The sequence below is a fragment of the Carnobacterium mobile DSM 4848 genome (assembly GCF_000744825.1).
GTDB classification, from domain to species: Bacteria; Bacillota; Bacilli; order Lactobacillales; family Carnobacteriaceae; genus Carnobacterium_A; species Carnobacterium_A mobile.
In genome coordinates this window covers 150,256-166,121 of the sequence record NZ_JQMR01000001.1, presented here as the reverse complement: position 1 = coordinate 166,121, position 15,866 = coordinate 150,256, and the positions used below count along the sequence as shown (strand labels likewise).

Sequence of the window (15,866 nt, the reverse complement as noted above, 5' to 3'; positions counted from 1 at the left end):
TATATCATAAACGCTGTATGTTTACTTGTTCTCATCTCTTTTTTTCTTGTTTTTCTTTCCTTGAATAGACAAATTCGTGTTAGTATTCTTCAACTATTTACGTTTTAAATTTTAACACAAAAATGGACAAGTTGATTGCTAATACCTTTCAACTTGTCCATCTAAAGAATTTTTTATTTTTAATGTTTAGTCTTATTTACTTTCCATACAATCTTATTTTCGGTTCAAAAGTTAGTCTATTTTGTGATGACTGTGCCGCCTTTTCCTGTTAACACTTGTTCAATATTTTCCAATGACGTAATCATAGCTTTTCCTGCAGGATGATTTTCAACAAATGCAATCGCAGCTTCTACCTTCGGCAGCATGCTTCCTGGAGCAAATTGATTTTCTTCAATGTATTGTTTCATTTCCGCTGTCGTTACTTGTTCCAATTTCTTTTGATTAGGCTGATTGTAATTCACAAACACATTGTCGACACCAGTCAGCACGATCAGCAAGTCTGCTTTTACTAATTCAGCTAATTTTTGAGAAGCAAAGTCTTTGTCTATTACTGCTTCAACTCCTGTCAATTCCCCATCTTTTTCTACAACGGGAATCCCGCCTCCACCGACAGAAATAGTGATCACGCCGTTTTCAACTAATTGGTTCACTACTTCGTATTCTTTGATACTGACCGGTTTAGGAGATGCAACGACTTTACGCCATCCTCTGCCGGCATCTTCTTTAAACTCGGCTCCGGTCTCCGTCATTTCTTTTTTTGCTTCTTCTTCGGTCAAAAACGGTCCTACTGGTTTAGTCGGGTTTTTAAATGCTTGATCTGCTTCGTCTACCACTACTTGTGTCACGATGGAAACAACAGATTTTGTTAAATTTCTTTTTTCCAAGGCATTTCCAAGCGCATTTTGCATCCAATATCCAATACTTCCTTGTGTCATGGCCACACATGAGTCTAAAGGCATAGCAGGGTTCTTTTCGCTGTTTGCAGCAGCTTGCTGCAGCAACAAGTTTCCAACTTGCGGTCCGTTGCCGTGTGAGATGATAAGATCGTCGCCATTTTCAACGAACTTGACCAAATATTCAGCCGTATTAGCCAATGCTTCTTGTTGGGCTGCTGCACTTGCATTATCTGATAAAATAGCATTACCGCCTAAAGCTATTACGATTTTTCGTTTTGTCATCATTATCCCATCCTGTCTTTTACATATTTCCAATATCAATTGTTCCATTAACTATTTGAAGCAAAGCGATAATAAATAAAACAACAATGACTATCGCAGCAATCATTTCGTTTCTTGTAAATACTTTTCGACCATTTTCTTTTTGTGCCCATGCAAAAATTAAAATTCCTGGTGCATAAAGCAGCATCGTAATCAATAGGTAATCGATTCCGCCTGCATAAATCAGCCATAAAGAAAAAATACTTCCAAAAATGCCAATCATGACATTTCGAGTGCGGTTTGGCGTCGTTTTACTTTCCTGAAGCGATAGTTTCAACTGATAAAATGCTGTAAAAGCGTAAGGAATCAGTATTGCAGAAGATGCAAGAGAAAAAGCAAAGTTATAAGCTCGTTCACTAATTAAAAAGGTGAATAAAAACAACTGAACAATCACATTGGTAAAGATAAGTGAATTGACTGGTGCGTCGTTTTTGTTTTTCTTAGTAAAGAATTTAGGAAACGAACCTTCTCGTGCTGCCTGGTAAGGCAATTCAGCGGTCAGCATCGTCCAAGCCAACCAAGCTCCTGCTACGGAAATGATGACTCCGATATTGATCAAAATAGCACCCCAGTGTCCGACTACACTTTCAAGCAGTGAAGCCATTGCAGGTTGATTCAAATCAGCCAATTCAGGCCGGGACATGACACCCATTGATAAAATCGTTGTTAATAAATAAATACTAATAACGGTGATCAACCCTAAAATAGTTGCTTTTCCAACGTCAGATTTTTTTGCAGCACGTCCTGAGAATACGACCGCACCTTCAATACCGATGAATACCCAGACTGTCACCAACATAGTCCCTTTAACTTGGCTCATCACTTCACTAAAACTAAATCCGCCGCTTTGTGTACCCCAAAAATTAGCAGTAAAAATATCAAGTTTAAAAGCGATAAACATGGTAACTAGAAAAATAGCTAAGGGAATCAATTTAGCAAATGTAACGATTGTATTAATGAACGAAGCCGTTTGTACCCCTTTTAAAATCAACGCATGGACCAGCCACAACATGATAGAAGCTCCAATAACAGAAGCCAAATTTTGTCCGTTGCTGAATAAAGGGAAAAAATAGCCGATTGAACTGAACATCAATGTTCCATAAGCAACGTTTCCTAAAAATGCTGATAACCAATAACCCCAAGCAGAGTTGAACCCCATATAATCGCCGAACCCAGCTCGTGCATAACTATAAATACCTGCTTCTAAATCTGGTCGTTTAGCAGATAGGTTTTGAAAACTAAATGCCAATAATCCCATTCCTATTCCTGTGATCAGCCATCCGATGATAACAGGTCCGGGAGAAGCCGTCAGTGCCATATCTGACATCAGGTTAAATATTCCGCCTCCGATAATAGAACCGACAACCAAGCTCATTAACGGAATCAATCCAAGTTTCTTTTCTTCCATTTTCTTTTCCTCATTCCTGCATGCTTTATTTTTTAAAATAAAGACAGAGCATAAGGACTTTACTTTTCCTCATGCTCTGATATCCCTAACTTATGGTGTTAAAGCTCAGACTTTGGGAATAAACAAATTACCCATCGTAGCAGCCATAATGGCTTTAATGGAATGCATTCTATTTTCTGCTTGATCGAATTGACGCGCATGTGAGCTGCGGAAAACCTCATCGGTTACTTCCATTTCGCTGATACCGAATCTTTCTTTGACCATCTCGCCATATTCTGTATTCGTATCATGGAAAGCAGGAAGGCAATGCAATAGGATGACATCTTCTTTTCCAGTTGCTTTGATCATATCCATATTGATTTGGTAAGGTTTCAGCAAGTTGACACGTTCTTCGAACTTATCTTCTTCACCCATTGACACCCACACGTCTGTATACAGCACATCAGCATCTTTCACGCCTTCTTGAACATCGTCTGTGATCATTAGTTTGCTGCCTGATTTTTCTGCAAATTCCTGTGCCATGTCAATGATCTCTTGATCTGGGAATAGAGCTTTAGGAGATACGATACGAATATTTGCGCCTAAGATAGCTCCAGTTACGAGCAAGCTGTTCGCCATATTATTGCGTCCATCGCCTGCATAAGCTAATGTTACTCCTTCAACATGTCCAAAGTTTTCTTTAATCGTTAAGAAGTCAGCAATCATTTGTGTTGGATGCCATTCGTCTGTTAAGCCGTTCCAAACAGGTACACCAGAAAACTCAGCTAATTTCTCAACGTTGGATTGTTTAAATCCTCGGAATTCAATCCCATCGAACATACTGCCTAAAACACGTGCAGTATCTTCAACCGATTCTTTTTTACCTAATTGAATATCGTCTTTTCCAAGGTATTCTGGATGTGCACCTAAGTCGATAGAAGCAACGGTAAATGCTGAACGAGTCCGTGTAGAAGATTTTTCAAACAGCAAAGCAATGTTTTTTCCTTCTAAATACCGATGTGGAATACCACGTTTCTTTAAATCTTTCAAATGTTCAGAAAAGTCGATCAAATACATTAATTCTTCTTTAGTAAAATCTTTTTCAGCTAATAAGCTGCGCCCTTGAAACTTCGATGTGATCATAGTTGATTTCCTCCAATAAGATTATTTTGATTCGAATGTTGCTTTTTAATTTTGTTTAGGTAAATCTTCCCGGATAAGCGGCATACTCATGCAGCGAGGGCCCCCACGTCCGCGAGACAATTCACTTGATTCTATTTCAATCACTTTGATCCCTTGCTCACGCAGCAATGCATTTGAAACGTAATTCCGGTCATAAGTGACAACTACTCCAGGTGCGATTGCTAACGTATTTGAACCATCATTCCATTGCTCGCGCGGTGCTGCAATGGCATCTCCACCTCCACAAGGAATTAAAGTCAGTTCGTCTACTTCCAAAGCTTCTTTCAATACTTCTTGCAAGTTTGTTTTATGCGTAATTTTCACTTTTCCAGGTTCATCGCTCTTTTCAAGCATGTAGGTGTCTATTGACCCTCCCAATCGTTGGATTCCAGGATGGATAGTAAATTTATTATAATCTACCATAGTAAAGACGGTATCTAAGTGCATCATCGCTCTTACATTCGGTATCTTAATGGCTAAGACTTTTTCAAACGTTGCACCGCGATTAAACAATTCAATGGCCAATTCTTCGATGGCTTGTGCCGAAGTTCGTTGCGAAATCCCAATAGCTAAAACTTTATCATTCAATACGAGTTCGTCTCCGCCTTCAATATTTGAAGTATGGTCGCGATTGCGCCAAATTTCTACGTCTTTGCCCGCAAAGCGAGGGTGATAGTTGATAATTGTTTCCATAAATAAAGATTCACGTTGACGAGCTTCAAACAACATACGATTAATCGTCAAACCATTGCCTAATGAAGCAGCTGGGTCTCTTGTGAAGTACAAGTTTGGCATAGGGTCCATGTAAAATGGGTAATCTTCATCGTTTGAAACTTCTCCCAAGTGTTGCGTTTTATCTTCTGTAAAGTAAGAATCCGGCGATTCTGTTCTTGATTGTGCTGGGTCTCCACCATCATCTGATACATCACTTAAATGTTGTGATGCAGTTTCAACGTCTTTTTTACGGACACCGGCCATAATCGTATTGACCATTTCTTGTGTATCCATCTTCAATAAATAGTGTTTTAATCCTTCGTATACGCTCGGTGATTGAATATTTGACTCGCTCATTATTTTTTCAAGGAATGATTCTTTGACATTGCCGGCATCAATTGCTTCAGCCGATAGTTTTTCAAGATACAAAACTTCAACGCCATTATCTTCCAGCACTTTAGCAAAAGCATCATGCTCTTTTTGAATAACAGGCAAGTGCGGTATATCATCAAATAATAAACGTTCCATAATTTCAGGAGTTAGATTCTCCACCTCTTTACCGGGTCTCTTCAATAGAACCGTCTTTAATTTTCCAATCTCTGACATGACATGAATCGGTTTATCCACTAGTATTTCCTCCTCTAATTTATTTACACCATTATGATAACGCTAACACTCGGAAAAGAAAAATAGTATGCCGCAAACAAAATGTCGATTTCATCACATTATTTGACCCCTTTTTCATATATATTCTCTATACAGTATATCCCTAATAAAATGAGTGATTATACTGTATATTCACTTATTTTATACAATTTTTATAAATAATTTATTTTATATATATATCCTTCTTTAGGCCCTTGTATTAAAAAAAAATGAGAGTTCATTTGTTTTAACGCAAATTTTATAGCAAAAAAGTTCAGTCTCTTTTTATGGAAGAGGCTGAACTTTCTTAATTTAATAAGCTTTTAGCTATCAAGACCGCGTACTGTTCTGCGCCGGTTTTATTTGGGTGAACTGCATCTTCATAAAACCAGTCAGCATGATTTGTACTCGTGTTGCTCCAATCAATTAAGTGAATGTGCTTTTCGTTCTTCGTTAAGGAGACCAACTTTTGATTGACACTCTCACGCCAATGACGCGGAACATGGGTTGTCAGAAAATACACTTCTTTATCTTTTCCAATAGCCCCTACTAAATCATCCAGTTGGTTTTTCGTAAAGTCCCCATTAGAACCTAACTCGATCACTACCGTTTTATTCAATTTCCGGTCTTTTTTTAATTGTTGGACAACTGGAACTGTTTGATACAATTGGCGCCCTACTTTTCCGTCAATCGTTGCTGCTGGGAAAAATTGTACCAACTCTTCTGAAGCACTCAACAAAACGGAGTCTCCAATAAAAGTAACTTTTTTATTGGCTAATTCACTCAACTCTTCTGTGTTAAAAACGCCGTTTGCTAGAGCTTCCGCTTGGATACCAGTTAGTTGTGTTTCTTGCAGCAACTGTTCATTCTTTTCAATCACTTTTTTGACTTGTTGCGAAGCATGATCAGGATCAGTAGGTGAAATTGCAAAACCAGTCAAAGCTGATAAAACAACTAACATACTGACTGCTAATAATCCTTTTTCTTTTAAATGAGCTTTACGTGGACTTTTCCATAATTGCTGCGCCCATTTTACTCCCTTTTGGAACAATCCTTGCCAATTGCGCATTTCAATAAACCGATACGTTACTTCAGCTAAACCAAGCGTAAGAACCAACACTAAAAACAGTTGTCGTGCAGCAGAAGCTGGTTGCCCATTTGATTGTTGTTGGATTAAAACATTGAGCGGATAATGCCACAAGTACAAAACAAAACTGCGCTTACCCAGCCATGTAACTGGCTTAAAACGAAAAAGAAAGGATAATTTAACCGTTGGCTGAGCAACGATAATAATCAATACACCCGCTAATAAACTAAACAACAGCATCCCGCCATAATAATTAAACGGACTTTGATCAGTCACATATTTCATCATGACCCCTATCAAAAATAGTACCGCTAGTCCTATCATTTCCTGCCATTGCCGTAATTTTTGAGGCATTTGCTTTGTTTGTAAAGTCGCTAACGGAAAGGCTGCCGCAAATCCGGTTCCTACCCATAATGAGAACAATCGGGTATCCGTTCCATAATAAACACGGCTTGGATCAACTCCCGGCTGATACAACCAGGCCATTAACCCAGCAGATAAAAGTGTCAAGATACCGATTGCTATTAAACGGGCCCGTTGAGTAGATAGAAAGGTAAATAAACCCCAAATTACTAAAACAATCAGGATATAGAATTGCATCTCCACTGCTAGTGACCATAAATGGACAAAAGGAGACGGCGTTGTAAACCGATCAAAATAAGAATCGCCTTGGATAATTTGCCACCAATTGTTAACAAACAAAAGGGCACTGACGACGGTTCCTTTTAAATTGACCAATAATTCCCGATTAAACCATGTAATCCAAGCCAACACCAACACCAGCATAAATAACGTCGAAGGCAATAAACGCTTCATTCGTTTTCGATAAAATGCTCTTATATGTAGCTGCCCTGTTTGTTTTATTTCGCGTATTAATTTATCTGTGATTAAATAACCCGATAATACAAAAAACAAATTTACACCTAAATAACCGCCCGGCATCAATTGTGGAGCTAAATGATAGATGATAACCCCGATGATGCCAAGAAAACGAATACCGTCAAGGCCCTTGACATAAGGTATGTTCGTTACCGTTTGCTGTTTTTTCAATTTCTACACCTTCTTTCTTTCTCTTCTTATAGAATCAAAATGACTGAATGCTCGAAAAAGCTTCAATTGAAAGTAATTATATTGTATTTCTAATTATACTAAAGAAACCCTAAGTTTACATTAAGACTGTTTCTTTCTTTCAAAAACAACATTCTGTTGCCATCGTTTTCACATTAGTGTAGAAGGTTAAAAAATATACTCTTTACTTATTAATTGAAGAATAGTCTCAATTCTGATTACTTTTATTTCGGTAATACTCTCCTGTTTAATAAATTGTTAATAAACTGAAGTAATCTCTTTTTCACATTTCATCCTTCCATAAAACATAAAAAATAGAAACAAATAATCGACGAGTTGCGTCTCTTATTTGTTTCTATTTCCATTAGCCATTGATTTATCAGTCTCACTTATGTTGATAAAATCCTATTACTTCTTGCTTGCTCTACTTCTCTAAAGCATATCAATATCATACATGTCTAAAGAATCAATTCTGACTTTTCCTGTTGCTTCCAGATAAATTTTTTCAGATTCATCCGATAATGGGTAAATGGTTGATGTGATTGTTTCTTTTCCGTCATTGACAAAGGTTTCAATAGAACTGTTATCTAAAAGGATCTTCAATTTTAATTTGCCTTCATCTAATGAACACAAAACTTTCCGTTTGTTTAAAGGTTCCGCTTCTTCACCGGAAATAGGAATGCCACTTTGGAAACGATCGAATTCCAGTTCATTCGTTTCTGTGTGATAAGTTAGCAAGGTCCGTTCTGTTGCACTTGCACGCAATTCGATTCTAAAACGAGTGGCTTCTTTAAGGTCCACAATTAGTTCAAGTACACCAACTTTACCTGCCACTCCTTCAAATTCTTTTGTTTCATCTACTAAGACAACTTCTTTGATTTCAGCACTCTTCTGATAATAATTAGCGATCTCAGAAATAGGCAGCTGGATCAATTTGCCATCTTTAATGCGTAATTCGCGCGGCAAAGTCATCGCTCCAACCCAGCCATGGTTTTCAGTATGTGTTGGCATATTTCGTCCCCACATTTGCATCCAAGCTACCATAACTCGTCTTCCTTGTTCATCTATAGTTGTTTGTGGAGCATAAAAATCCAGTCCATGATCGATTTCTTCCATAGATTCAACTTCAAATGTTCCTTTTTCCCAATCAACTTTACCAATAAATGCAACACATGAACTAACGTTGTGAAATTCATTGCCTGATTTAGGAATTTGAATCGGCGAAGTGATCAATACATCTTTTCCATCTAATTCAAATAGATCAGGACATTCCCACATAATACCTTGATCTTTTGTACCTTCTAGTAAAATAGATTTAAATTCCCACTCAATTAAATCTGTTGACTGATACAATAAAATTTGTCCAGTGAGTTCTTTCGTTTGCGAAGCGATGATACTATAGTAAACGCCATTGCGTTCAAAAACTTTTGGATCTCTAAAATCTTGAACACGCGCGTTATCCGGCAAATCCTTTTCATCCAATACAGGATTTTGATTGATTTTTTCAAAATGGATACCATCTTCTGAAACAGCCATACATTGAATTTGACGAGATTGTTCTTCGTCTGATTGTGGCAAGTGTCCAGTGTACATCAAATATAATTTGCCGTCTTTTTCGATAGCACTCCCCGAAAAACATCCACCTTCATCATAGTACTGGTCTGGCGACAATGCTACTGGCAGATTTTCCCATGTAACCAAATCTTTACTCTTCGCATGTCCCCAGTGCATAGGTCCCCAAACGGTTTTATAAGGATAATATTGATAAAATAAGTGGTATTCTCCTTCATAATAAACAAATCCATTTGGATCATTGATCCAGCCTACAGGCGCTGTTAAATGATAACCAGGACTATATGTCGTGATAACATCTTTTTCTTTTTGTCTTATAAATTCATTTGCATTTTCTAAAGTGTAATTGGCAGTTTTCATTGAGTAAATCTCCTTATTCATCCATATTATGATTGTTTTTTAGTAAACTCGTCATATCCTTTTTGTTTAATGTCTAACCATTCCGTTAAGCCCATACGTTCTAATTCCGCTAAATAGTCATCCCAATCGTCATCTATTTTACCGTTCGTAATCCATTCTGCCCGTTTGCGGTAAATGTAATCTTGCATATCGGCATCAATTTTACTGATTCGGTCAGTATCTTCTTGTGATAAGAAAACACGCGGGAAGATATTGTCATTGTTAACATACGGTAAATAAGTTTCTTTCATTAAATCTAAACGCCATTTAGCATCTTCCGGCATTGTGGTTACAGTGCCGTAGTATTCATCTAAAACAGCTAACGGACCTGCAGCTTCAGTTTTTTGACGCAGTTCGCCAGGAGCGGTTCCCTCTAATGGCAAATGTTTTAACATTTTGTTTTCTTTATCAAATTCAAAAATATTTTGCTGCTCTTCATCTCCATACGTTCCCCAGTTGTTTTGGACAGATTGAAGCGGTTCATACATTTTATCGACCCATTTAGCTGTTAATTCTAAGTTCTCATTAGCACTAGTAATAACAAACCGATCCCGGCTAAAGCCCATACCATTTGTTCTGGCAACATGTTTTTCGCCTGTTGGTCCAGCTAAAACAGGTAAAACATCGTATTTATCATTCATGCCAGTGATGTTGCCTTTATCCCAAGAAAAATACACGCCATAGCGTTCGTCTTTTCCTTTAGCCAAGAATGTATTCCAGTCTTGTTCAAAAGCTTCTTTATCAATTAATCCCTTCGTTTGCATTTCGTTAAAGTATGTTACAGCTTCTTTGTACTCTGGATTATCGGCAGTAAAATCTAGCTTCCCATCATTGTCAACAACTAAACGATCATCATTATCACCGATACCAAAAGCTCCAAACAACAGTTTCATATCTTCATTTCCTGCTCCATTAATAAAAGAAAGCGGAATTTCATCATCTTTTCCGTTCCCATTAGGATCTTGTGTTTTGAAAGCTTCCAACACTTCCATTAATTCATTTGTTGTTTCCGGCATTTCTAAATCTAAATTATCTAACCACTCCACGTTGATCCACGCCATATCGCTCACCGTATGAATCGATTCTTTCCCTGCACCTAATTCTTCAATCCAAGGAAAAGAATACATTTTCCCATCAGGAGCGGTAGACAACTCTTTGTATTCAGGATGCTCTTCATAGATTTTTTTTAAGTTTGGCATATATTGATCAACCAGTTCATCTACAGGAACAATAATGTCATTTTTTGCCCAACTTAATAAATCGTAATCTCCAGCTGCAGCATTAAAAATAGCATCTGGTAAATCTCCACTTGAAATATCTAAATTGCGTTTTTCTCCAAAATCTGCTTGGTAATTCGTCCAGTCAATATGCACACCTGTATCTTTTTCCAGTCGTTTGAAAATCAGCTTTTCATTTGGATCTTGGGGCGAAATTGGCGAACTTTGTGTCATGAATTTTAAGCTTGCTTCCTCTTTCAAAGGAAACTCAATATTTTCTAATCCTAAATCTTTTGTTGCCGCTTTTCCGCTGCCGTTTCCACAAGCTGTTAAAGTTAATAAAGCCGTACTAGAAATTAAAATAGTCCCTATCATTTTTCTTATTGTCATTTTGTTTTCTCTCCTACTCTTTATTTTTTTATCCTTTCACTGAACCCACTAAGATTCCTTTATCAAAATATTTTTGGAAGAATGGATACATCACTAACAACGGGAGACTAGAAATCACAATAGTGGCATATTTGATCAACTCTGCGATTCGTTTCAATTCAGCCATTTCTGTTTGTGAACCCACCATATCTTGCGAAGGTTGATTTTGAATCAATATCTTACGCAAAGCGAGTTGGAGTGGTTCTAATTTAGGGTCTTTAATATAAATCATAGCTTCAAAGTAAGAATTCCACTGCCCTACAAAAGCATATAGAAACAGTACAAACATAATGGGCTTCGCTAATGGCATCATAATTTTAAATAGTATTTGAATATCATTAGCTCCATCGATAATGGCTGCTTCAGTTAATTCATCCGGTAATCCCTGATAATAGGTTCGAGCGAGAATAATATTCCAGACATTTACTGCACCCGGTATGATAATGGCCCAAACCGTATTTAACATATTTAAATTTTTGATCAGCAAATACGTAGGAACTAACCCTCCGCCAAAAAACATTGTGACTAAGAAAAATGTCATAATAGGCCCTTTCCCAACTAAATCTTTTTTTGCTAAGGGGTAGGCAGTAATCATGGTAATAAAAACAGTAATTACACTGAATGCAAATGAATAAAATAAAGAATTGATAAAACCTCGAATAATGGAATCATCTTGAAATACTTTTTGATAACCTGTCAATGTCCAATCTTTTGGATTAAAACTAATTCCTTTTGCCAGCAATACAGCGGGATCCATAAAAGAAGCGATCAAAACATATCCTAAAGGAACTACAGTAATCAACACCAGAAAGGCGATGATTATTCGGTTAATGACTAACATTCTTTTGTCAAAACTAGTAAAATTCATCATTTCGTTTACCTCCTATAAACCATTCCCATCGTTAATGTGTTTAACGATATTGTTTACTGCAAAAAGTAAAATAATATTGATCACTGAGTTAAAGAGCCCTACTGCTGTAGAATAGGCATAATCACCTGATTGCAGCCCGACTTTATAGACATAAGTAGAAATAATTTCTGAAGCCGGCAAATTCATTGAGGTCTGCATTAAAAACGCTTTTTCGTAACCCACGTTCATAATATTTCCAGCTGCTAGAATAAAAGTGATTACCATAACAGGTTTCAAAGCCGGCAAATCAATATTCTTAATTTTTTGGAAAATATTCGCTCCATCAATAGTAGCTGCATCAATTAAATCTGGACTTACATTAGCTAAAGTAGCTGTATATAAAATGGATGACCATCCCATCCCTTGCCAAATTCCAGAAAGAATATAAATGCTTCTGAAGTAATCTGGATTGCTCATAAACATGAAGCTCTTACCAGTTAAACTACCGATAATTTGGTTAATTGGTCCGCTGGCAGATAGAAAAATAAAGATCATCCCAACAATCACTACACCAGAAATAAAATTTGGTGCGTATAAAATCAATTGGATTCTTTTCTTCATTTTCTTATTCATTAATTGGTTTAAAGCTAAAGCTAAGATAATAGGCGGTAAAAATCCTAATATTAATCCATATGCACTTAGCTTTACTGTATTCCACAATAAAACACTAAAATTTGGCGAATGGATAAAACTTTCAAAGTGGCTCATTCCTACCCAAGCACTGCCCATAATTCCCTTCATTGGATTGTAATCTTTAAAGGCTAATAATGTCCCATACATCGGAAAATACTTAAATACCAATGTCAAAACTAATCCTGGAATCAATAAGATGTATAAACTCTTATTCTTTTTGATATAACTCCATTTGCTTTTCTTCTTTTTCCTTTCTATTTTTATTGCAGCCGTTTTTGCAATTGTTTCCTCCAAGTAAACCCCTCCTTATTTATTTTAGAAACGTTTCCAAAAATCTTTTATTAATAATTGGAAACGTTTCAAATAGGTAGTAAAAAATAAAAGCAGAAACTGCATTTATTTTTTGAAACGTTTCCAATCCTTTTTAAAAAAATAGTTTTTCTAAACTTTTATTGATTTAAAATTAACACAGTAAGCGTTTTCTGTCAATAATTATTTTGTAGTTTTTCCATCAATGTATTTTACTGGTAAAACAATACGTGATTCAACCGGTTCTTGCTTAATAATCTTCATTAAAGATTGTACGGAACAGATAGCCATTTCTTCAACTGGTTGTTGAATAGTAGAAACGATTAAAGGCCGATGCATTCCTAATTTTATGCCATCACATCCAATAACTTGAATATCTTCTGGAACTTTTTTTCCCATTTCAGCTAAAATGTCAATGACATCTAAAGCCATAAAATCGTTAATCGTAAAAATGCCATCAATTGCTGGGTGTTCTCTAATAAAAGCCATCACTTCTTTTTTTAATGCATGAACGGGTTCTGGCATTTCTAAACTGTAATTCTTAACGTTGCGTTTATCCGCTTCTTTTGAAAAATATTTCTGTCTGTTTCGAGTTTCATTCGGTATTTTAGAAAAACCACCTATATAAGCAAGCGTAGTACAGCCTTTTTCAATTAAATTTTCTACAGCAAGACGTCCTGCTGCTTCGTTATCAGCTGTTACGTAAACGACATCCTCTGTAAAATGGCGATCAATGCTAACAAACGGAAGATTAGCTGAAACATATTTGTCTAGATCACTATATGTTATTCCAATAATGCCATCCACTTTATTTTGCTGCACCATTTGGATATATTCTAATTCTTTTTCATAATTATCTTCTGAATTACAAAGCAACAACTTATAACCCCGATTTTCCAATTCTGCTTCTACATAATAAGCAAATTCAGAAAAAAACGGATGCCAAATAGTAGGTAAAATTAAAGCAACTGTATTGGTCTGATTCGTTTTTAAGCCGCGTGCATATTCATTTGGCTGGTAATTTAATTCTTTAATCGCATTTTCTACTTTTCTTCGTGTGCTTTCTTTCACAGCACCTTTATTATTAACAACTCTTGAAACTGTTCCCACTCCAACTTTTGCTAAAGCAGCAACATCTTTCATTGTTGGCGTTGACATTTTTCCACCTCTTTTCTTTTTGCATCTTTTCTCTATACTACAATCTCTTTCTGCTAAATACAATCTCTTTCAAAAAAATATGTTGATTAAAACAAACAAGAAAAGCGAACAAGCCCGCCTTGACCTCTGTAAAAATAGGGAGTACGACCCTGAATGAGCATACTGCGCAGTGGGAAGTAGTCATCTTTTTTACGAGAGGTCAGGGCTTGAACGCTAGACATTGAATGCAGAAAAACTTATAATACCCTACTCAATTAAATAACCACCTGCTCTTTTATGTTTCAGACTGGCTTGTGTGCTTTTTAAGATTCTGTATACAAAGCCGTATCAGCTTGTTTGTCATTTTCTCTTGCTTCGATCAGCAATTGTCTTTTTTCAACTATTTTGAAAAACGGCAGATAAATCAGATAAGAAATAAGAATCGTGAAAACAGACCAAATAGCAGCGGGTATATTGCCATTCGTCGCTAAGTAAGGCCCGATAACAGGCGGAATCGTCCATGGAACAAGAAAAACAATTTTTCCAATGATACCGGCTTTCATTAATAGGTAACTACTAGCTCCTAAAATCATAGGAGTAGCAATAAAAGGGATCATCATAATCGGATTCATTACAATGGGAAAACCAAAAATAACCGGTTCATTGATGCAAAAAATGGCTGAGGGAAAAGACATTTTTCCAAGCGATTTGTACATTTTACTTTTTGAACGCAACATAGCCAGCACTAAACCCATTGTGCCGCCAGATCCGCCAATACTCATAAACAATATCCAAAAACCATCCGCTACTTCATAGGGAATGGGCTGGCCATTTTGAAAGGCAGCTGTATTTGCAGCTAAATAACTTAAAAAAATCGGTGTAGCAATACCCGCTAAAACATTTGGTCCATGGATACCGCAACTCCATAAAAAACAGGCTAGTAAAGTATAGACCATCAAGCCTGGCAACGTACTTAAACCAAAGACGAGCGGTTGAAATACCAACTGCAGAATTTCGTTTAAATGAATTCCTAATAAAACGTGAAAAATCCAGACAAATACGATCACTGCCCCTGCCGGCAGCAGACTAGCAAAAGAACGGGCAACAGACGGCGGAACTCCTGACGGCATTTTAATCGTGATGTTTTTAACTGTAAAGAACCTATAAATAAATGTGGTAAAAATAGCGACTATAATGGCTGTAAACATTCCTGTAGCATCGAGTAATGCTGTATTGATCGCAAAGTCATCGGTCAGCGTCGCCAGTAAAAAAGCAATAGTGGTAATGATCGTATTCGATATCGGATCAACACCGAATTCCAGCGCCATATTATAGCCAATTCCAATAGCAGAAATCAATCCCAACAAGCCAAATGTAATGGCAACTGGAGCATTTAATTTTCCGGCAATCGGAGCAATAAAATCTGTCCAAGCTTTGATCGGCAAGTTGCCGATAATCAGAAAAAAACTGCCCACGATCGTAAAAGGAATCGTCAATGTTAAACCGTTCCGAATAGCTACTAAAATTTTGTTTTCTCCAACTTTCAAAAAAAATGGCAGTACATGTTTCTCTAATCCTGTCAGCATGTCATTTCCTCCTCATCCTCTTATAGTTACATATAGCTTCAGTTTACCTTACAGAACTCACTATTGGAAAACGATTTGTCTTGCGATTAAAAGGTTCTATTATTTTTAGTGTTGGTAAGAAGAATGAGTCTATTCCACAACTTGAAATTTTCGGAGGAATAGCGGCTCCTTGCAGCCATGTAAAGGATTCTTAAAAACGAAGCACTGTGGGCATGCGCCCAAGTGTATCATGTCTGTAAAACTGCTGAAGCAGCAACAGCCATGGCAAGGCTTGAAAGGCTGGAGACATGTAAGGCTCCAGTCGTTCCCATGGCTCTTGCAAGCAGACGCGTAAATTCCGGAGGAAATTTCATTATTAAGCATGACCAACACAA

At 36.9% G+C, this 15,866-nt stretch carries 11 protein-coding genes; all 11 read right to left on the bottom strand.

Features of this window, described 5'->3' with window-relative positions; all coding sequences use genetic code 11:
- Window positions 1-236: 236 nt before the first annotated feature.
- Window positions 237-1,178 (bottom strand): carbamate kinase, encoded by a 942-nt coding sequence (gene arcC, locus BR87_RS00695; protein ID WP_035027499.1) that lies wholly within the window; start codon window positions 1,176-1,178, stop codon window positions 237-239.
- Window positions 1,179-1,197: 19 nt separating this feature from the next.
- Window positions 1,198-2,625 carry an arginine-ornithine antiporter gene (gene arcD, locus BR87_RS00690; protein WP_035027497.1) on the bottom strand — a complete coding sequence of 476 codons (1,428 nt, stop codon included), beginning with the start codon at window positions 2,623-2,625 and terminating at the stop codon, window positions 1,198-1,200.
- Window positions 2,626-2,730: 105 nt separating this feature from the next.
- Complete coding sequence (gene argF / locus BR87_RS00685; protein ID WP_035027495.1) at window positions 2,731-3,747, bottom strand: ornithine carbamoyltransferase; 1,017 nt, start codon at window positions 3,745-3,747, stop codon at window positions 2,731-2,733.
- A gap of 45 nt (window positions 3,748-3,792) precedes the next feature.
- Window positions 3,793-5,127 (bottom strand): arginine deiminase, encoded by a 1,335-nt coding sequence (locus BR87_RS00680; RefSeq protein WP_035027493.1) that lies wholly within the window; start codon window positions 5,125-5,127, stop codon window positions 3,793-3,795.
- A gap of 325 nt (window positions 5,128-5,452) precedes the next feature.
- Window positions 5,453-7,282 (bottom strand): acyltransferase family protein, encoded by a 1,830-nt coding sequence (locus BR87_RS00675; protein WP_035027490.1) that lies wholly within the window; start codon window positions 7,280-7,282, stop codon window positions 5,453-5,455.
- A 450-nt stretch (window positions 7,283-7,732) separates the two neighbouring features.
- Window positions 7,733-9,232, bottom strand: coding sequence for a glycoside hydrolase family 32 protein (locus tag BR87_RS00670; RefSeq protein ID WP_035027487.1), 1,500 nt, complete (start codon window positions 9,230-9,232; stop codon window positions 7,733-7,735).
- 26 nt (window positions 9,233-9,258) lie between these two features.
- On the bottom strand, window positions 9,259-10,878 hold the full coding sequence (locus BR87_RS00665; RefSeq protein ID WP_035027484.1) for an ABC transporter substrate-binding protein: 1,620 nt from the start codon (window positions 10,876-10,878) through the stop codon (window positions 9,259-9,261).
- Window positions 10,879-10,906: 28 nt separating this feature from the next.
- Complete coding sequence (locus BR87_RS00660; RefSeq protein WP_156959059.1) at window positions 10,907-11,788, bottom strand: carbohydrate ABC transporter permease; 882 nt, start codon at window positions 11,786-11,788, stop codon at window positions 10,907-10,909.
- A gap of 12 nt (window positions 11,789-11,800) precedes the next feature.
- The gene (locus tag BR87_RS00655) at window positions 11,801-12,718 is read right to left on the bottom strand and encodes an ABC transporter permease (protein WP_425304602.1); all 918 of its coding nucleotides are present in this window, start codon (window positions 12,716-12,718) and stop codon (window positions 11,801-11,803) included.
- Window positions 12,719-12,952: 234 nt separating this feature from the next.
- Window positions 12,953-13,927 (bottom strand): LacI family DNA-binding transcriptional regulator, encoded by a 975-nt coding sequence (locus tag BR87_RS00650; protein ID WP_035027481.1) that lies wholly within the window; start codon window positions 13,925-13,927, stop codon window positions 12,953-12,955.
- Between the two features lie 302 nt (window positions 13,928-14,229).
- Entirely contained in the window at window positions 14,230-15,492 is a 1,263-nt protein-coding gene (locus BR87_RS00645) for a PTS sugar transporter subunit IIC (protein ID WP_035027479.1), read from the bottom strand.
- Window positions 15,493-15,866: the final 374 nt, after the last annotated feature.